The organism is Roseomonas acroporae (assembly GCF_023223525.1).
Lineage (GTDB): Bacteria > Pseudomonadota > Alphaproteobacteria > Acetobacterales > Acetobacteraceae > Roseomonas_E > Roseomonas_E acroporae.
On sequence record NZ_JALPRX010000062.1, the window covers coordinates 20931 to 38069 of the forward strand.

The window sequence follows — 17139 nt, forward strand, 5'->3', positions numbered from 1 at the left end:
TGCCCCGCCGAAGCGACACTCAAATGGAGAACAGAATGCCCACCGTCGCTTGCCCGAAATGCAGTTCCGTCAATCGCGTTCCGCAGGAGCGACTGACGGACAACCCCAACTGCGGTCGCTGCGGCGCCGCCTTGTTCGAGGGCCGGCCGGTCGCGCTCACCGCGGCCAATTTCGACCGGCACGCCAATGCCGAATTGCCGCTGCTGGTGGATTTCTGGGCGGATTGGTGCGGACCGTGCAAGGTGATGGCACCGCAATTCGAGGCGGCGGCGCGTTCGCTCGAACCCCATTTCCGCCTCGGCAAGCTCGATACCGAAGTCGAGCAGCAGATCGCCGGGCGCTACGGCATCCGCGGCATTCCGACCATGATCCTCTTCAGAGCCGGTCGGGAGATCGCGCGAACGAGCGGGGCGATGTCGGCCGCCCAGATCGTGCAATGGGTGCGCGCGCAGGCATGATCGTTCCATCTCTCCCTCCACGCAACCGCGAGCGGACCCGACCATGCACGGCCTGACCGGCTTGCTCGAGAGCGCGGCGGTGCTTGTCCTTGCTGCCTATGTGCTGCTGATGGTCTGCGCGCGTGTGGGGGTGCCCAACATTGCCGGATACATCCTCGCCGGCGTGCTCATCGGGCCGGCGGTTAGCGGGCTCCTTGCCGAAAGCGAGGGGCTCGCCACCATAGGCGAGATCGGTGTCATCCTTCTGCTGTTCGCGCTCGGGCTCGAGTTCTCCTTCGAGAAGCTCGCCTCGCTCCGTCGGCATGTGTTCGGGATCGGCGCTGCCCAAGTCGCGTTGACCACTGTTCTGATCGCCCTCCCTGCAGCCTTCGTGCTGGATCTCGCCCCCGTCCCGGCGATCCTGCTGGGCGGGGCGGTTGCCATGTCTTCCACGGCGATGTGCCTCAAGGTGCTTGCGGGAGCGAATGCGCTTGGGTCTCCGGCTGGTCGGCTGGCGATCTCGGTTCTGTTGTTTCAGGATCTGGCAGCGGTCGGGCTGCTGCTCATGCACGACTCGGCAACCGGCACGGCCGAAGGGAACGGCGTCGCAACCATGATAGGCGGCGCAGCGACGCTTGTGACGGCGCTCCTTGTCGCGCGGGGACCGCTTCAGGCCCTGGCCAGATGGACGGCTAGGCAGCGGGAGTCCGAGTTGGCGCAGCTTCTGGCTCTGTCGATTGCCCTCGGGTCGGCGATTGCTGCGACATCCGTCGGTCTATCGCCCGCGCTCGCCGCCTTCGCGGCCGGAATGATCATCGGAGAAGGAGATGCGCGCCATGTCGTCGAAAAGGAGATCCGGCCGTTTCGCGATCTGTTCGTGGGCATCTTCTTCATCGGCATCGGATCGAAACTGCCCCTCGGGCTTATCCCCTATGTCTGGCCTGCCGTGCTGATCTGGTTGGCGATCTTGATCGTCGGCAAGGCGCTTATTGTGGTTCTGCTCGGGACGCTGTTCGGCGAGGAAGTGGAGATCATGCGCAGGGCCGGCATGATACTTGGGCATGGGGGCGAATTCGGCCTCATGCTTATTTCCGTTTCCATTTCCTCGGGACTCCTCTCCGACATGATCGCTAGCCCACTTCTCCTTGCCATCGGGATCAGCATGCTGGGGGGGAGTCTGCTCGTCCGGTGGACAGCGCGGCAATGCGCTGCGGTTACCTGAGAGCGAAAGTCCCGGCCTTCCCCTATCTACGCTCCACGCAGGAAGCTCATGGATCAGAACTCCATCTGCAGATACACCTTGACACAGTCATCGGCGACGGCGGAGGTCGTCGCGCCGGTGTTTGGGAAGGGTCGTGGCGACAGGAACCGCGTAGCCGCTGGCGGGGCGGCGGTGATCTCCTGCTCGAAGACCGCGCCGGAGACCTCGGCGACAACGAGCGCCCAGACGGAACTGCCGTTGGGCGATGCTGTCATGCACAGGGTTAGCACGCCGCCTGTCACGATGGGGACGCTCTCGCCCATGTCGGTCAGCGTCGGCGCACCAGTTGCGTCGTTCGCGGAAAGCTGCCACCGAGTTTGTGTGCCCCGCTGGAAGGCTGCGCCGTTTGCTCGACATGCTGCGCGAACACTATGCCGACTTCTCAGCTGAACCGCCGGCGACCTGACCGGCTCGATCGCGTCGCGCCTTGGCGAAGGCTCGGTCGGTCGCCATGAATCGCTCGATCATGGGCACGATGAGCTTCGAAGGCTCCGGCGCCGTTTGGCCGCTCGTCCGGCCGAGCACCTGAGCATAGGCGACGAGATCGCGATGCACGGCGGCGGGCAGTTCGACGCTCACCTTGACCGGCTTGTCGTCGGGCAGCGGCCCGAGCTTGAGCTTTGTCATGGAGTCCCTCCGTGGCCGTAGGGCGCCAGCACCAGGTCGCGCGTGACGATGACACGAACCGGGAAGCCCGGTCGGATAGTGAGCGTCGGCTGGATGTTGAGCTGGCGCTGCACGATCTGCTGGCCGGTCTGGCTGATCGAGTTCGAAGCGCCCGAGCGGATCGCCTGGACGAGATTGTTCTCGTTCTGGCTCGTACCGGCTTCGGCGCCGACGCTGAGCAGGGTCGAGAGGACGGCGGCCTTGAACAGCATGCCCCAATGGTTATCGACCTCGTCTTCGAGCCCCGCATAGCCTTGCGTATCGGCGCCCGGCTGTCGTTCCAGCACGATGGAATTGCCGTCCGGCATGATGATGCGCGTCCAGACGAGAAGGATGCGGCTCTGACCGAAGGCGACCGAGCTGTCGTATTGACCGATCAGCTTCGCGCCCTGCGGGATCAACAGGTATTGCCCGGTCGGGCTGTCGTAGACGGCCTCCGTCACCTGGGCAGTGATCTGGCCCGGAAGATCGGAGCGAATGCCGGTGATGAGCGCCGCAGGGATCACGGTTCCCGCCTGCACGACATAGGGCGAAGCCTTGGCTTCGAGGCGGTCGGAACTGACCGTTCGCTTGTCCGTCGCGGCGTTGAGGAACGCGGTCTTGCGATCCTGCATGTTCTGCGCGGACCCAGCATCGGCGGGTGGCGTGGGTGTCGGACCGCCCTGTGTAGCCATCGCCGACGGAGCAACGAGGCCGACCGGCTGCGGCTGCTGATTGGTCTGGGCGAACAGGCGGCTTACGCGCGCTGCCTCGGTCTCCTGAGCCAGCCGCTGCGCCGCGGGATCGGGCGTGGTTGCCGAAACGCTGGTATTTGGCGCGGCGCCGGCATTCAGGATGGGTTTGCCGAGATCTCCGGGCAACGGCGGCCCAAGTGGGGGCGCCTGGCGCGGAAGGCCGGTATAGTCTTTCGGCAGCCCGGCCAGCCCCTCGGCCGAGGGGCGGCTTTGGGTGCTGAGCAACTCCTGCCCCGTCTGCGACCTGTTCCGGGTCTGAAGGGCGTAGCCGAGAGCGCCCGCGATCGCGAGGGCCGACACGGCGCCGAGCGTGATCAGCACCTTGCGCGAGAGGCGCGTGACGCGCGGCCGCTCGCCCCGGAGCCGCAAATCGGAAGGCACGACAGGCGCTGGCGCCGGCGCTTGTTCTTCCGGTTCGTCCGTCATGACCGCGGCCTTCCATCGGTGCGGACGATGCGGACGCGCCGCTCGCTATCCTTGTCGCCGAGACGGAGTTCGGCCGCGGCGAACAGGCGGTCGACGATGTAGTAGTTGGCGCGAACGCGATAGTTCACCAGCTCGGAGCCGCCGGCCGGACCGATGACGAAGAGCGGCGGCATTTCGCCCTGGCGGATGCCGGACGGGAATTCGATATAGACCTTCTGGCCGTCGTCGAAGGCGCGCAGCGGCCGCCAGGCGGGATTGTCACCCTCGATCGCGTAGCGGAAGTTGATCGCGGCGAGATCGAGGCCGGTGGCGATCGGCGCGGCCGTTTCAGCCGCCGCATTTTGCTGGCGCAACGCGATGAGCTGGTCTTCGGGATATTGCCAGGAGACCGACGCCATATAGGTCTTCTCGGTCGAGCGCAGCTCCAGGAGATAGGTCCGCCGATCGGTGTTGATGACGAGGTTCGTCATCAGGTCCGGCCGGGTCGGCTTCACCAGGATGTGGACCTTCTTGGTCGGACCCGCGCCGCTTTCCGTGTCACCGATGATCCAGCGCACGGTGTCGCCGGCGGCGACCGGCCCCGTGCCGACGAGCTGTTCGCCCTCCTGCAGGGCAATGTCGGTGATCTCACCTGGCGCCGTGTAGGCCTGATAGAGCGCACCCGCCGAGTAGGGATAGACCTGCACGGCGTTGATGAAGCCGTCGCGCACGGGCTGCACGCGGGCGGCAGCATTCGCGCGATTGACGCGCACCTCTGGATCGGTCGATTGCGGCGGCTCCTTCCCGCCGGCAAGGGGCTTCAACTGCCCGGGCAGCGGCAAGGGCTTCGGCAGCTCGACGATCTTCACCGGCGCCGGGGGATCGACGGAGAGCTTCGCCGGCACGGCGTTGTCGTAGTTGATGTCGGGCGGAATGAACTTGTGGGCGCAGCCGCCGAGCGCCGTCACGGACAGCAGCAGAGCCGCGAAGCCGGATTTACGGAAAGGCGCAAAGCCGCCCTTCTGGCTCGGTTGAGAGACTGAAGGACGTGAAGCCGGACCGCCGGCTTCCATGGAAATCGGCGGGGTCATTGTCCCAGCTCCTTCGACCAGTTGATGGCAGTGACGTAGATGCCGAGCGGGTTCTTGCGGAGCACGTCGGCGGAGGTTGGCGGCTGGATCGCGACGGTGAGGATCGCGGTCCAGCGTGAGGTCTCGGCGAGCGCGCCGTCCTGATAGCGGTGCTCGACCCACTCGACCCGGAAGCTGGACGGCGATGCGCGGATCACGCTCGAGACGTCGATGGCGATCTGCTGGTGGCCCAGCTTGGCGAAGGGGTCGTTCGCCCGGGCGTAGTCGTTGAGCGCCTGCGAGCCCGAGGTGGTGGTGAAGTCGTAGGCCTGCAGCCAGTTCTGCCGCACGATGATCGGATCGGCCGGCAGCGAGCGGACCATTTCGATGAAATGGGCGAGATACCAGGCGATCTCCGGATCGCTCGGGGCATAGTCGGCCGTGGCCGGCGCGACAGCCTGCGCCTGGCCGAGCTTGTCGACCTGCACCACCCAGGGGACGATGCTGCCGTGGTTGGTCTGCCAGACCAGGCCACCGGCCAGACCCATCGAAAGCGCGAGTGAGCCGAAGGCCATCAGCCGCCAGTTCTTCGCCTGCACGCGGGCCGAACCAATTCGCTCATCCCAAGCTTGGGCGGCGCGCTGGTAGGGGGTCTCGGGTTCGGGGGTACGGCCGTAGCGGACCGTGGATCGGCGAAAGAGCGCCATTGTCTATTCTCCCGAAAGATCGACGGAATGGCCGCCGCCGTGGCTGTCACCGGACCTGAGGACGTGCGCCGCGGTGGTCGCGCCCTGGTGGATCGATTGATTGCGTCGCATCCGCTGCGCCCAAGCGGGAGGACTGGATCCGCTCGAACTCGGCGTAGGGGCGGCCGCCTCGCCGCCGCCGACGGTGCCTTGGGTCGAGGAGCCGCCCGTGGCCGCGAAACTGGACCTCGCGCCGGCGGCGAAGCTGTCGCGCATCGAGCCCGCGGCCTGAGCCGCCGCGCGCCGCATTGGCGCTGAGGCCGCCGCCGCCACGGCCCGACCGACACCGCCAAGACCAGCGGCCATGCCCGACGCGCCGGACCGGCCGGCGGAGGCCAGGCTGTAGGAGGAAGAGGCGCCACCGGCCATCGCCGCACCACCACGGGCCGCGGCGGCCGTCCCAGAGGCTGCCGCCATCGCTCCCCTTCCGGCGAGGCCAAGCGCGCCAGCGCCGGCCATGGCAGTACCGGCGACGGCAAGGCCAGTGCCGACGGCAGCGCCCGCGCCGAGTTGCGGCGCGCCGGAGACGAGGCCCGTGGCGATGCCGGGCCCAAAGATGCCGAGGCCCAGCATGGCCAGCGCCGCGAGCACGACGGACAGCGCCTGCTCGATGGTCGGCTGGCCGCCGGCATAGGTCTGGGTGAACTGCGAGAAGAGGCCGGTGCCGATTCCGACGATGACGGCGAGCACCATGACCTTCACGCCGGAAGCGACGATGTTGCCGAGCACCTTCTCGGCAAGGAAGGCGGTCTTGTTGAAGAGGGCGAAGGGGATGAGGATGAAGCCGGCGAGCGTCGTCAGCTTGAACTCGATCAGCGTGACGAAGAGCTGCACCGCCAGGATGAAGAAGGCGATCAGCACCAGCAGCCACGACACCATCAGGACCGCGATCTGGACGAAGTTCGCGAAGAAGCTGGTGAAGCCCATCATCTGGCTCGCCGCGTCGAGCAGCGGTTGGCCGGCGTCGAGACCGACCTGGGCGAGATGGCCGGGCTGCAGAAATGTGGCGGTCGAGATCGTTGAGCCGCCAGCTTTCAGGCCGAGGCCCGCGAAGCTGTTGAAGACAATGGCGGAGAGGTTGTTGAAGTTGGTGATGATGAAGGCGAAGAAGCCGATGTAGAGGGTCTTCTTCACCAGGCGCTGGAGAATGTCTTCGTCGGCGCCCCATGCCCAGAACAGGCCCGCCAACGTGATGTCGATGACGATCAGCGTCGAGGAAAGATAGGCGACCTCGCCCTTGATCAGGCCGAAGCCGGAATCGATGTAGGTCGTGAAGGTGTTGAGGAAGGTGTCGATGACGCCGACGTTGTTCATCGCGCCTCTCCTGAAGAGGGGGTGGCCGGCGCGACAGCGGCTGGGGGCGATGGCGGCAGCGGCCGCGCCGGCCTGCCGAAGAAGCGCCGGCGGTTCTCCTCCCAGACCGCCACGCAGCGCGCGTCCTCGGCATCCGCTGGGCCGAGCGCGCTGCAGCGATGCAGCTCGGCCGTGAGGTCATCGGTGGCTGGAGCGGTGACGGTCGGAGGAGGTTCAGCGACCGGCGCCGCGGGACGCCGGTTGATCGCCGCGAGGGCCGCGACGAAGCACGCGATCAGAGCGACGATCGCGGCGGCGCGGAAGATGTCCGACCGGCCCAGCACCAGCGCGCCTCAGTTGCCGCTGAACATGGTGACGTTGCCAGGCTGGTAGCCGCTGCGCGTCGAGAAGGTCTTGTAGTTCTGCTGGCCTTGCGCTTCGGCTGCGGCGACGCGCGCCTGCTCCAGCGCGTCGGCACGGCCTTTCGCCGACAACACGGCGACGACGTCGGAGAGCTGCTGGGATTGCAGGGCCAAAAGCTGGTTGCCGGCTTGCGCCGCTTGGAGCGCGCCGGTGGCATTCTGGCTGGCCGAGACGAGCGAGGTCATGGCGCTGGAATTGGTCGGGATATTGCCGACCACCCCCGCCTGAACCTTCAGGCTGTCCTCGAAAGCCGCGACGGAATTTTGCCAACGCTGCTGAGCATTGGCGACCATCGTCGTGGTCGAGCCCGTACCCGCTGCGCTGCCATAGCTGGTCGAATAAGCCTGCTCGATCCGCTGGACGTTGAAGGCGATGTTTTGCGCTTGACCGAGCAGCGACTGGGTCTGTGCGATCGACGACTGAAGCTGGGTCAGCGTCGACATCGGCAGGTTGGCGAGATTGCGCGCCTGGTTGACCAGGCTCGTTGCCTGATTGGTCAACATCTGAATCTGGTTGTTGATCTGCTGCAGCTCACGCGCCGCCGTCAGCACGTTCTGGCTGAAATTGGTCGGGTCGTAGACGATCCATTGCGCCGAGGCCGGCGGCACGGCGACGGCCAGGGACAGCACGACGGCGCTTGCCGCCGCCAGATGGCGCAGCTTGATCATGATGACGTCTCCAGGTTGGTCAGTTCAGGAATGAGATCGGCGGCCCAGAGAAGCTCGCGATCGGCGAGCCAGGTGGGCGTGAAGGCCTCACGGCCGCGCTCGGCGATGACACGCTCAATTGCGGCGTGGTCTTGCTTGGAAGATGCGGCACAGAACGCTAGCGCGACCGGCCCGAGCCCGAGCTCGAACAGCCGGTTGCCACGGCGGGATTGGCAGTAGTAGTCGCGCTTCGGCGTGGCGCGCGCGAGAATCTCGATTTGGCGATCGTTGAGGCCGAAGCGCCGGTAGATCGCCGTGATCTGCGGCTCGATCGCGCGTTCGTTCGGCAGGAAGATGCGTGTCGGGCAGCTCTCGACGATGGCGGGCGCGATGCTGCTGCCGTCGATGTCCGAGAGCGATTGCGTGGCGAAGACGACGGAGGCGTTCTTCTTACGCAGCGTCTTCAGCCATTCGCGAAGCTGCTGCGCGAAAGCCGGGTCGTCGAGGACGAGCCAGCCTTCGTCGATGATCAGCAGAGTCGGCCGGCCGTCGAGGCGGCCTTCGATGCGGTGGAACAGGTAGGTGAGCACAGCGGGTGCAGCGCCCGCGCCAATCAGGCCCTCGGTCTCAAACGCCTGTACGGTGGCGGTGCCGAGTTGCTCGCTCTCGGCGTCGAGCAGCCGGCCGGAGGGACCGCCGACGCAGTACGGTTGCAGCGCTTGCTTCAGCGCCGTCGATTGCAGCAACACGGCGAGGCCGGTGATCGTGCGCTCGCCCACTGGAGACGACGCGAGCGACGTCAGCGCCGACCAGACATGCTCCTTGGCGGTCGGATCGATCGTGACGCCTTCCTTGGCGAGGATCGCCGCCACCCATTCGGCCGCCCAGGCTCGCTCGGCCTGGTCATCGATCCGCGCAAGCGGTTGGAGGGACACCGAATGCTCCGACCCAGCCGACAAGCTACCGCCGAGGTCGTGCCAGTCGCCGCCCATCGCGAGCGCTGCGGTGCGGATCGAGCCACCGAAATCGAAGGCGAAGATCTGGTTGTTCCGGTAGCGCCGGAACTGCATCGCCATCAGGGCTAGAAGCACGGACTTGCCCGCGCCGGTCGGGCCGACGATCAGTGTATGGCCGACGTCGCCGACATGGAGGCTCAGCCGGAACGGCGTCGAGCCTTCGGTCTTGCCGAACAGCAGCGGCGGCGCCTGGAAATGCTCGTCGCGTGCCGGCCCCGCCCAGACCGCCGATAGTGGGATCATGTGGGCGAGATTCAGTGTCGAGACCGGCGGCTGGCGGACGTTGGCGTAGGCATGGCCGGGGACCGAGCCGAGCCAGGCCTCCAGCGCGTTCACCCCTTCCGGCATGCAGGTGAAGTCGCGGCCCTGGATCACCTTCTCGATAAGGCGCAGCTTCTCCGCTGCGAGGCCGGCGTCTTCGTCCCAGACGGTGACAGTGGCGGTGACATAGGCCTGGCCCACATCGTCGGAGCCCAGCTCCTGAAGCGCGAGGTCCGCGTCGGCCGCCTTGTTGGCTGCATCGCTATCGACCAGCGTCGAGGCCTCGTTGGTCATCACCTCTTTGACGATGGCGGCGATGGACTTGCGCTTGGCGAACCATTGCCGCCGGATCTTGGTCAGCAGCTTCACCGCCTCGGTCTTGTCGAGGAGGATCGCACGGGTCGACCAGCGATACGGAAAGGCGAGCCGGTTCAGCTCGTCGAGGATGCCGGGATGAGTCGTGGTCGGGAATCCGACCACGGTGAGTGTCCGCAGATGATGGGCGCCGAGCCGCGGCTCAAGTCCGCCGGCGAGCGGCTCGTCAGCGAGCAGCGCATCGAGGTGCATCGGCGTCTCGGGGACGCGCACGCGCTGCTGCCGTGTTGAGATCGTCGAGTGCAGATAGGTCAGCGTGTCGCCGTCATCGAGCCAATCGACCTCGGGCATGAACCCTTCGACCAGTTGCAGGACGCGGTTGGTCCGATCGACGAAGCCGTGCAGCAGCTCCCACGGATCGACACCTGTCTGCGACCGGCCTTCATAGAGCCAGCCTTCCACACGTGAGGCGTCCTCGGCCGGCGGGAGCCAGACGAAGGTCAGGTAGTACCGGCTCTCGAAGTGGGCGCCCGCCTCCTCGAAGGCGTCCTGCCGTTCGAGATCGACCAGGGCCGATGCCGGATCAGGAAACGTCGAATGCGGATAGGTCTGGGCGGCGATCCGCTGCGCCTCGACGAAGATCGCCCAGCCGGAGCCGAGCCGACGCAGCGCGTTGTTCAGCCGTGCGATGACGCCTACCAGCTCGGCCGGCGTCGCGCTGTCGAGGTCCGGTCCGCGAAAACGGGCGCTGCGCTGGAACGAGCCGTCCTTGTTGAGGACGACACCCTCACCGACGAGAGCGGCCCAGGGCAGGAAGTCGGCCAGGCCGGCAGGACGATGGCGGTATTCGGCAAGATTCAGCATGGCGGCCTCACACCCCCAGATGTGCGGGGTAGCGAAGGTGCCGGCGGACCACGTCGACAAACTGCGGGTCGCGCTTCGCCGCCCAGACGGCGGCGGCGTGCCCAACGGCCCAGATCAGTGCGCCGGGTATCCAGAGCCGCAGGCCGAGCGCGATCGCCGCCGCGAGCGTGCCGTTGGCGATCGCGACGGTCCGCGGCGCCCCGCCCATCAGGATCGGGTCGGTGAGGGCGCGGTGGACCGGCGCGAAAAAGCCGGGCACGTCGGGATCGACGATCGCGGCCATCAGATCAGCGCTCCGCCGGAGAAGCTGAAGAACGACAGGAAGAAGCTCGACGCGGCGAAGGCGATGCTCAGACCAAAGACGATCTGGATCAGGCGGCGAAAGCCGCCCGACGTGTCGCCGAAGGCGAGTGTCAGGCCGGTCACGGTGATGATGATGACCGAGATAATCTTGGCGACCGGGCCCTGCACCGACTCCAGGATCGAGTTGAGCGGCGTTTCCCACGGCATCGAAGAGCCGGAGGCATAGGCGGCGGGCGCGAAAGCCAGTGTGAGCGTGGTCAGCGTGACCAGCTCGACGAGGCGGCGGCGGGAATGGCGAGCGACGGCGAGAACGCGGCTCATGAGGGATCTCCGAGGGACAAGGGGTCGCCGCCCGCCCCGGCGGACTGAAGGCAGTAATCGCCGGTGGCGGGATCGAGACCGGCGACGAGAGCGAGTTCGGAGAGGCGGCGCTCTGAGCCGCGGCCGCGCAGCACCGCGACGAGATCGATGGTCTCGGCGATCAGCGCCTTGGGGACGGTGACGACGGCTTCCTGGATGAGCTGTTCGAGACGACGGATCGCGCCGAGCGCAGTGCCGGCGTGGATCGTGCCGATCCCGCCGGGGTGGCCAGTGCCCCAGGCCTTCAGGAGATCGAGCGCTTCGGCGCCGCGGACCTCGCCGATCGGGATGCGATCGGGCCGAAGGCGCAGCGAGGACCGGACAAGGTCCGATAGCGAGGCGACGCCATCCTTGGTGCGCATCGCGACCAGGTTCGGCGCGCGGCATTGAAGCTCGCGGGTGTCCTCTATCAGCACCACGCGGTCACTCGTGCCGGCGATCTCGGCCAGGAGCGCGTTCGTGAGCGTCGTCTTGCCCGTGCCGGTGCCGCCAGCGACGAGGATGTTTTTGCGCGACGCGACGGCCCCGCGCAGCAACGCCGCTTGAACAGCGGTCATGGTGCCAGCGTCGACATAGTCGTCGAGGGTGAAGACGGCGACGGCGGGCTTGCGGATGGCGAAGGCTGGCGCCGTGACGACGGGCGGCAGCAGCCCTTCGAACCGTTCTCCCGTCTCGGGCAACTCGGCCGAGACGCGCGGGCGCTCCGCGTGGACCTCGGCGCCGACGTGGTGCGCCACGAGGCGCACGATCCGCTCGCCATCGGCGGCCGACAGCGTGCGGCCGCTATCCTCGAGGCCGCCGGAAAGCCGATCGATCCAGAGCCGGCCGTCGGGATTGAGCATCACCTCGACGATCGACGGGTCTTCGAGAAAGGCGGCGATGGCCGGGCCGAGCGCGGTGCGCAGCATGCGCGCACCGCGTGAGAAGGCCTCGGAATGGAGCGGAGCAGCCGCCACGATCGTCCCCATCATTGGCCAATCGCGACACGCGATTGGCGACGGGGATGATTAGAAGAGGCAATAAATGGGGCGATTCAACAAGGTTTTACGTGGCGTAGCAGAGCGGCGTAGAGGAGAGAAAAAATACTTGCTGAATCGCAATCGCATTCAACGGCTGAACCCCCGCCACCTACCTGGCGCGGTGATCCCGGAACAACGAATCGATCAAAGGACAGTCGGGTCGCGTTCCGTCGCCGCACTGCGCAACGACGTCCTTCAACACGCGCTCCATACGTCTCAAATCGGCGATCTTCGCCCGCACATCTGCCAAGTGGGTCACTGCGAGTCGGCTCGCTTCCGCGCAAAGCTGTTCTCGTTCGTCCGCCAAACGTAAGAGGGCACGAATTTCCTCAAGCGAGAACCCGAGTTCGCGCGCGCGGAGCACGAATCGGAGGCGACGTTCATGGGCCCCGTCATAGCTGCGATAGCCGGTGGCGGTGCGTGGCGGCGGCGGCAAGAGGCCGACCTTCTCGTAATAGCGGACGGTTTCGAGATTGGCTCCGGTCCGCCGGGCCAGCTCCGCGCGCTGAAGGCCCTTCGATGGCTTCGCCATGTCCATGAAAAATGCCTTGACCCTGTAGTGACTACAGACTGCAGGATTGCCTGAGATCGAATTCGCAAGCAACGGGAGCTTATCATGAGCGATGCGACAGCTTCGGCTTCGCCGCAGGGCGAGCGGGCGACGGCGTCTCGCTGGCTGGCCGTGGGCGGCATATTGGGCGCGCTAGGCGCGGCTTCGTGCTGCATCATTCCCTTTGCGCTGTTCCTTGCCGGCGTCAGCGGCGCCTGGATCGGCACCCTAACGGCGCTGGAACCTTACCAGCCGATTTTCGCGGCCATCTCGCTGGCTTTCATCGGCGCCGGCGCCTGTCGGCTGCGGAAGAAGCGGCAGATTGCCTGCGCCGACGGCTACTGCGCCACGCCTCGGTCGGATCGCATCGCCAGGATCGGCCTCGTCGTTGCCGCGACGCTGGTCGTCATCGCGGTCGGGTTCCCTTACGCGGCGCGGTATTTCCTGTGAACGCACCGCAACGCCAGAAGGAGAGAGGCATGAAGAAAACGCTTGGGATGTTGGTGGCGCTCGGTCTGTTCGCCGCCCCCCTCGCCGCCCGGGCGGGCGAGGCCACCGTCGTGCTCACTGTTCACCACGCCGGCTGCGTGCTGTGCGGGCCGATCGTTAAACGCACGCTCGCCCATGTCAAAGGCGTCAGTGGCGTCACCGTCACTCAGGCGAATGGCGACGCCGATGTCACTGCGACCATCAGCTACGATCCCGCCGTCCCCTCGCCGCAAGCGATGATCAGGGCCACGACTGGCCAGGGTTATCCGGCCGAGGTCGCCAAGGCTGCGAAGGGCTGAGGCCGCGAAACCGAGAGCGAAAACATGAACGATTGCTGCGCGCCGAAGGCGGGCAAACTCGGCCGTTATGACCTTGTCGTCGTCGGCGCCGGGTCAGCGGGGTTTTCGGCCGCCATCACCGCCGCCGAACAGGGCGCCCAGGTGGCGCTGATCGGGGCTGGCACGATCGGCGGCACCTGCGTCAATATCGGCTGCGTGCCGTCGAAAGCGCTGATCCGTGCGACGGAGACACTTCACAACGCGCACGCCGCGGCGCGGTTCGCCGGCATCGCCGCGCATGCCGAGATCGGCGACTGGCGCGCGACCGTCCGGCAGAAGAACGAACTGGTCGCTTCTCTGCGTCAGGCCAAATACGCCGACCTGCTGCCGGCCTATAACAATGTTACCTATCGCGAAGGGGCGGCTAGGCTCGTTCCGGGCGGCGTCGAGGTCGGCGGGGCAGTTCTGTCGGCCGAGCGGATCATCATCGCCACCGGCGCCCGGCCAGGCGTTCCGAGCATCGCGGGAATCGAGTCCGTGCCGTGTCTGACAAGCACGACCGCGCTCGAACTCGAAGACTTGCCGGGATCGCTGATTGTGATCGGCGGCGGCTATATCGGCGCGGAGCTCGCGCAGATGTTCGCGCGCGCCGGCGTGCGCGTCACGCTCGTCTGCCGTTCGCGGCTGCTGCCCGAGGCGGAGCCGGAGATCAGCGCCGCGCTGACGGGCTATTTTGCCGACGAGGGCATCGAGGTCGTCTCAGGCGCCGCCTATCGCGCGATCCGCAACAACGAAACCGGGGTTGCGCTGACGCTGGCGCGCGATGGCCGCGAGAGGACGATCGCGGCGGAGCAGGTGCTGAACGCGGCGGGTCGTGCGCCGAACGTCGAAGGTCTCGGTCTCGCCGAACTCGAGATCCGGCAGACATCCGGCGGGGCGATTGTCGTCGATGACCGCATGCGCACCAGCCGCCCCGGCGTCTACGCCGCGGGCGACGTGACCGGGCGCGACGCCTTCGTCTACATGGCCGCTTATGGCGCCAAGCTCGCGGCGAAAAACGCGCTCAACGGCGACAGCTTGGCTTATGACAATTCCGCAATGCCGGCGATCGTGTTCGCCGATCCGCAGGTCGCGAGCGTCGGGCTGACGGAAGCGGCAGCGCAGGCGGCGGGGCACAAGATGCGCGTTTCCATCCTTTCGCTAGACCAGGTTCCGCGCGCGCTCGCCGCACGCGATACGCGTGGGCTCATCAAACTCGTGGCGGAAGCTGGCAGCGACAAACTTCTCGGCGCGCACATCCTCGCCCCTGAGGGCGCCGACAGCATCCAGACGGCAGCGATGGCGATCCGCGGCGGACTCACGGTGCGCGATATCGCGGAGACGATTTTTCCCTATCTGACCACGGTCGAGGGGCTCAAGCTCGCCGCGCTCGCCTTCGACAAGGAAGTAGCAAAGCTTTCATGCTGCGCGGGGTAAGTTCGTCACCACCTCCACAGGCCCTATCATCCACGGCCGCGCAGATTGACGTCGCGTTCATTCGCGGCGGGGTTCGTTATTCGCCATCGCGATTTGACGATGAAGGTTCTGAATCATCCGGAATTTCCTGCCGCAGCTTCGGCCCTTCATTGAGTCGCCGGCCAAGCGTGGCGACAAAATTGTCGTAGCGCGCTCCGGCCTGCGCGCGCGCGGCCTTAGCCGCCGGTTCGGGAAGCGGCGGCGTCGTGTTGAGCCAGAAGCGTATGAACAGCGCCAGCGTTTCGACACCGATTCCGACATCGCGCTCGAGCCGCGCCAGGCGGCGGTCCTGCTGGTCGAGGCGTTTCGCGATCGCCGCTTCCTTCCGCTCGTCCGCATCTGGCGACAGGAACGAGGCGATCGCGGCTTCGGCGATCAGCGACATCGATTGGTCCCGACGCGCGGCATAGGCAGACAAGGCCTGCATGACATCCGGATCGAGATAGACGGAGAGCTGAGCCTTCTTCTTCGCCATGGCCATGCGCGCCTCACATGCCGAGGTCATCGCCTGGATCGAGAGAGGCCTGCCGCGCGAGACCCTGCATGAGATCGTTCATGCGGCCGATCCGCGGCGCCTCCTCCTCCATGTCGTCGACCGGATCGAGCGCGAACTCATTCTCGATCGGCGCCTGCTTCTCGACGGTTCCGTGGCTGAGCTCCGGCTGCTTCCGGCGATCGGCGTTCTTCGGATCCTCGTCGTCGGCGTCATCGCCTTCGGCCGCCACCGGCGCCGGAGGGCGAGGAGGCAGTGGACGCGAACTCCAATCGTCGGGGCGGCCCTCCTTCGGCCGCGCCGGGACGGGCGGCGGCACGATCCGCTCCTGAAACCGTCCATCCTCATAGTAGCGGGCCTTCTTCGCCCGGATCGGATGGACACCCGACACCATGACGATCTCGTCAGTGGGTGGGAGCTGCATGACCTCGCCGGGCGTCAGCAATGGACGCGCGGTCTCCGAGCGCGACACCATCAGATGCCCGAGCCAAGGCGACAGCCGGCTCCCGGCATAGTTCTTCATCGCCTTCATCTCGGTCGCGGTGCCGAGCGCATCGCTCACCCGCTTGGCGGTCCGCTCGTCATTGGTCGCGAAGCTCACCCGGACATGGCAGTTGTCGAGGATCGAGTTGTTGGGGCCGTAGGCCTTCTCGATCTGGTTCAGCGACTGAGCGATGAGAAAGCTCTTGATGCCGTAGCCGGCCATGAAGGCGAGCGCCGACTCGAAGAAGTCGAGGCGACCGAGCGCCGGGAACTCGTCCAGCATCAGGAGAAGCCGGCGTCGCCTAGCCTTGGCCTGCAGATCCTCGGTCAGCCGCCGGCCGACCTGATTGAGGATCAGGCGGATCAACGGCTTGGTCCGGTTGATGTCAGACGGCGGCACGACGAGGTAGAGCGTGGTGGGCCGGTCGCCGGCGACGATGTCGCCGATGCGCCAGTCGCATCGCCGCGTCACCTCGGCGACCACGGGATCGCGATAGAGGCCGAGGAATGACATCGCCGTGCTCAGCACGCCGGACCGTTCGTTGCCGGATTTGTTCAGCAGCTCCCGCGCAGCCGAGGCGACGACAGGATGGACGCCGGCTTCGCCAAGGTGCGGCGTTCGCATCATGGCGGAGAGCGTCGACTCGATCGGTCGCTTGGGATCCGACAGGAAGGACGCAACACCGGCGAGTGTCTTGTCCTCCTCGGCATAAAGGACGTGAAGGATCGCGCCGACCAGTAGCGCGTGGCTGGTCTTCTCCCAGTGGTTTCGCTTCTCGAGGCTGCCTTCGGGGTCGACCAGGATGTCGGCGATGTTCTGGACGTCGCGCACCTCCCACTCGCCGCGCCTGACCTCGAGCAGCGGATTGTAGGCCGAAGACTTCGCGTTGGTCGGATCGAACAGCAGCACGCGGCCATGCTGGGCGCGGAAGCCAGCGGTGAGCTGCCAGTTCTCGCCCTTGATGTCGTGGACGATCGCCGAACCTGGCCAGGTCAGCAGCGACGGGATGACGAGGCCCACGCCCTTGCCGCTCCGGGTCGGCGCGAAGCACAGCACATGCTCGGGGCCGTCGTGGCGGAGATAGCTGCGTTGATACCTGCCGAGCACCACGCCGTCGGGACCAAGCAAGCCGGCTTCCTCTATCTCTTGTCGCTGCGCCCAGCGCGCGGAGCCGTAGGTTTCGGCGTTCTTCGCTTCGCGAGCCCGCCAAACCGACATGCCGATGGCGACGGCCGCGGCGATGATCCCGCCAGACGCCGCGATATAGGCGCCCTCGATGAAGATCGAGGGAGCGTAGGCGTCGTAGGCGTACCACCACCAGAAGAAGGCCGGTGGCAGATAGAACGGGAAATGCAGAATCTCGAACCAGGGACGGCCGAGTTCGGGCTGAAAGCCGAGCCGCCAGGCAGTCCATTCCGTCGCGGTCCAGATTGTCAAGAGGACGATCCCGAAGGCGGTGATGACCTGGCCCCAGAGTATCTTCGTCGCCGACATGCTGGCCGTCCTTTCG

Annotated in this window: 20 protein-coding genes; 5 read left to right on the forward strand and 15 right to left on the reverse strand. The window is 66.5% G+C overall.

The annotated features are described in order from the left end of the window. Nucleotides 1-35: 35 nt before the first annotated feature. Together trxC and M0638_RS14420 are read left to right on the forward strand one after the other, a co-directional pair. A complete protein-coding gene (gene trxC, locus M0638_RS14415) occupies nucleotides 36-458 on the forward strand; it encodes a thioredoxin TrxC (RefSeq protein WP_408903624.1) in 423 nt (140 codons plus the stop codon). Between the two features lie 43 nt (nucleotides 459-501). Then, nucleotides 502-1659, forward strand: coding sequence for a cation:proton antiporter (locus M0638_RS14420; protein ID WP_248667698.1), 1158 nt, complete (start codon nucleotides 502-504; stop codon nucleotides 1657-1659). Nucleotides 1660-1712: 53 nt separating this feature from the next. Here M0638_RS14420 and M0638_RS14425 read toward each other — a convergent pair whose 3' ends face one another. The 13 genes from M0638_RS14425 to M0638_RS14485 all read right to left on the reverse strand — a co-directional run bounded on the left by M0638_RS14425 (nucleotide 1713) and on the right by M0638_RS14485 (nucleotide 12358). Further along, nucleotides 1713-1961, reverse strand: coding sequence for a hypothetical protein (locus M0638_RS14425; protein WP_248667699.1), 249 nt, complete (start codon nucleotides 1959-1961; stop codon nucleotides 1713-1715). A gap of 106 nt (nucleotides 1962-2067) precedes the next feature. Continuing rightward, nucleotides 2068-2325: a DUF2274 domain-containing protein gene (locus M0638_RS14430; RefSeq protein ID WP_248667700.1), complete on the reverse strand. Its 258-nt coding sequence runs from the start codon at nucleotides 2323-2325 to the stop codon at nucleotides 2068-2070. Then, nucleotides 2322-3524, reverse strand: coding sequence for a TrbI/VirB10 family protein (locus M0638_RS14435; RefSeq protein WP_248667701.1), 1203 nt, complete (start codon nucleotides 3522-3524; stop codon nucleotides 2322-2324). Before M0638_RS14435 ends, M0638_RS14430 begins: the two co-directional genes overlap by 4 nt. After that, nucleotides 3521-4594 carry a P-type conjugative transfer protein TrbG gene (trbG, locus tag M0638_RS14440; protein ID WP_248667702.1) on the reverse strand — a complete coding sequence of 358 codons (1074 nt, stop codon included), beginning with the start codon at nucleotides 4592-4594 and terminating at the stop codon, nucleotides 3521-3523. The genes M0638_RS14435 and trbG overlap by 4 nt, the downstream gene beginning before the upstream one ends. After that, on the reverse strand, nucleotides 4591-5280 hold the full coding sequence (trbF, locus tag M0638_RS14445) for a conjugal transfer protein TrbF (protein ID WP_248667703.1): 690 nt from the start codon (nucleotides 5278-5280) through the stop codon (nucleotides 4591-4593). Before trbF ends, trbG begins: the two co-directional genes overlap by 4 nt. A gap of 3 nt (nucleotides 5281-5283) precedes the next feature. Then, entirely contained in the window at nucleotides 5284-6633 is a 1350-nt protein-coding gene (gene trbL, locus M0638_RS14450) for a P-type conjugative transfer protein TrbL (RefSeq protein WP_248667704.1), read from the reverse strand. Then, the gene (gene trbK-alt, locus M0638_RS14455) at nucleotides 6630-6956 is read right to left on the reverse strand and encodes a putative entry exclusion protein TrbK-alt (RefSeq protein WP_248667705.1); all 327 of its coding nucleotides are present in this window, start codon (nucleotides 6954-6956) and stop codon (nucleotides 6630-6632) included. Before trbK-alt ends, trbL begins: the two co-directional genes overlap by 4 nt. 9 nt (nucleotides 6957-6965) lie before the next feature. Continuing rightward, entirely contained in the window at nucleotides 6966-7703 is a 738-nt protein-coding gene (gene trbJ, locus M0638_RS14460) for a P-type conjugative transfer protein TrbJ (RefSeq protein WP_248667706.1), read from the reverse strand. Beyond that, on the reverse strand, nucleotides 7700-10138 hold the full coding sequence (trbE, locus tag M0638_RS14465; protein ID WP_248667707.1) for a conjugal transfer protein TrbE: 2439 nt from the start codon (nucleotides 10136-10138) through the stop codon (nucleotides 7700-7702). The genes trbJ and trbE overlap by 4 nt, the downstream gene beginning before the upstream one ends. 7 nt (nucleotides 10139-10145) lie before the next feature. Continuing rightward, nucleotides 10146-10421, reverse strand: coding sequence for a VirB3 family type IV secretion system protein (locus M0638_RS14470; RefSeq protein WP_012554597.1), 276 nt, complete (start codon nucleotides 10419-10421; stop codon nucleotides 10146-10148). After that, nucleotides 10421-10762 carry a TrbC/VirB2 family protein gene (locus tag M0638_RS14475; protein ID WP_248667708.1) on the reverse strand — a complete coding sequence of 114 codons (342 nt, stop codon included), beginning with the start codon at nucleotides 10760-10762 and terminating at the stop codon, nucleotides 10421-10423. Before M0638_RS14475 ends, M0638_RS14470 begins: the two co-directional genes overlap by 1 nt. Beyond that, entirely contained in the window at nucleotides 10759-11769 is a 1011-nt protein-coding gene (gene trbB, locus M0638_RS14480; RefSeq protein WP_248667709.1) for a P-type conjugative transfer ATPase TrbB, read from the reverse strand. The genes M0638_RS14475 and trbB overlap by 4 nt, the downstream gene beginning before the upstream one ends. A 160-nt stretch (nucleotides 11770-11929) precedes the next feature. Then, complete coding sequence (locus M0638_RS14485) at nucleotides 11930-12358, reverse strand: MerR family transcriptional regulator (protein ID WP_248667710.1); 429 nt, start codon at nucleotides 12356-12358, stop codon at nucleotides 11930-11932. Between the two features lie 78 nt (nucleotides 12359-12436). Between M0638_RS14485 and M0638_RS14490 the strand changes: the two genes are divergently transcribed. From M0638_RS14490 to merA, 3 genes are read left to right on the forward strand one after another with little or no spacing between them, the layout of a single operon-like run. Next, nucleotides 12437-12820, forward strand: coding sequence for a mercuric transporter MerT family protein (locus M0638_RS14490; protein ID WP_248667711.1), 384 nt, complete (start codon nucleotides 12437-12439; stop codon nucleotides 12818-12820). A 29-nt stretch (nucleotides 12821-12849) separates the two neighbouring features. Further along, nucleotides 12850-13158, forward strand: a complete 309-nt coding sequence (locus M0638_RS14495; protein ID WP_248667712.1) for a heavy-metal-associated domain-containing protein — start codon at nucleotides 12850-12852, stop codon at nucleotides 13156-13158. Nucleotides 13159-13182: 24 nt separating this feature from the next. Further along, nucleotides 13183-14613, forward strand: a complete 1431-nt coding sequence (merA, locus tag M0638_RS14500; RefSeq protein ID WP_282572019.1) for a mercury(II) reductase — start codon at nucleotides 13183-13185, stop codon at nucleotides 14611-14613. 76 nt (nucleotides 14614-14689) lie between these two features. Here the strand turns inward: merA and M0638_RS14505 are convergent, their stop codons facing one another. Further along, a complete protein-coding gene (locus M0638_RS14505; RefSeq protein WP_248667713.1) occupies nucleotides 14690-15133 on the reverse strand; it encodes a CopG family transcriptional regulator in 444 nt (147 codons plus the stop codon). 7 nt (nucleotides 15134-15140) lie between these two features. Then, nucleotides 15141-17123: a conjugal transfer protein TraG gene (locus M0638_RS14510; RefSeq protein ID WP_248667714.1), complete on the reverse strand. Its 1983-nt coding sequence runs from the start codon at nucleotides 17121-17123 to the stop codon at nucleotides 15141-15143. Between the last annotated feature and the right edge of the window lie 16 nt (nucleotides 17124-17139).

Coding starts and splice junctions, on each gene's coding strand:
- M0638_RS14435 (WP_248667701.1), bottom strand. CDS start 3,524: ATGACGGACGAACCGGAAGAACAAGCGCCGGCGCCAGCGCCTGTCGTG.
- M0638_RS14430 (WP_248667700.1), bottom strand. CDS start 2,325: ATGACAAAGCTCAAGCTCGGGCCGCTGCCCGACGACAAGCCGGTCAAG.
- M0638_RS14485 (WP_248667710.1), bottom strand. CDS start 12,358: ATGGACATGGCGAAGCCATCGAAGGGCCTTCAGCGCGCGGAGCTGGCC.
- M0638_RS14425 (WP_248667699.1), bottom strand. CDS start 1,961: ATGGGCGAGAGCGTCCCCATCGTGACAGGCGGCGTGCTAACCCTGTGC.
- trbB (WP_248667709.1), bottom strand. CDS start 11,769: ATGGGGACGATCGTGGCGGCTGCTCCGCTCCATTCCGAGGCCTTCTCA.
- M0638_RS14475 (WP_248667708.1), bottom strand. CDS start 10,762: ATGAGCCGCGTTCTCGCCGTCGCTCGCCATTCCCGCCGCCGCCTCGTC.
- trbF (WP_248667703.1), bottom strand. CDS start 5,280: ATGGCGCTCTTTCGCCGATCCACGGTCCGCTACGGCCGTACCCCCGAA.
- trbG (WP_248667702.1), bottom strand. CDS start 4,594: ATGACCCCGCCGATTTCCATGGAAGCCGGCGGTCCGGCTTCACGTCCT.
- trbL (WP_248667704.1), bottom strand. CDS start 6,633: ATGAACAACGTCGGCGTCATCGACACCTTCCTCAACACCTTCACGACC.
- M0638_RS14420 (WP_248667698.1), top strand. CDS start 502: ATGCACGGCCTGACCGGCTTGCTCGAGAGCGCGGCGGTGCTTGTCCTT.
- merA (WP_282572019.1), top strand. CDS start 13,183: ATGAACGATTGCTGCGCGCCGAAGGCGGGCAAACTCGGCCGTTATGAC.
- M0638_RS14510 (WP_248667714.1), bottom strand. CDS start 17,123: ATGTCGGCGACGAAGATACTCTGGGGCCAGGTCATCACCGCCTTCGGG.
- M0638_RS14470 (WP_012554597.1), bottom strand. CDS start 10,421: ATGGCCGCGATCGTCGATCCCGACGTGCCCGGCTTTTTCGCGCCGGTC.
- trxC (WP_408903624.1), top strand. CDS start 36: ATGCCCACCGTCGCTTGCCCGAAATGCAGTTCCGTCAATCGCGTTCCG.
- trbJ (WP_248667706.1), bottom strand. CDS start 7,703: ATGATCAAGCTGCGCCATCTGGCGGCGGCAAGCGCCGTCGTGCTGTCC.
- M0638_RS14505 (WP_248667713.1), bottom strand. CDS start 15,133: ATGGCCATGGCGAAGAAGAAGGCTCAGCTCTCCGTCTATCTCGATCCG.
- M0638_RS14495 (WP_248667712.1), top strand. CDS start 12,850: ATGAAGAAAACGCTTGGGATGTTGGTGGCGCTCGGTCTGTTCGCCGCC.
- trbE (WP_248667707.1), bottom strand. CDS start 10,138: ATGCTGAATCTTGCCGAATACCGCCATCGTCCTGCCGGCCTGGCCGAC.
- M0638_RS14490 (WP_248667711.1), top strand. CDS start 12,437: ATGAGCGATGCGACAGCTTCGGCTTCGCCGCAGGGCGAGCGGGCGACG.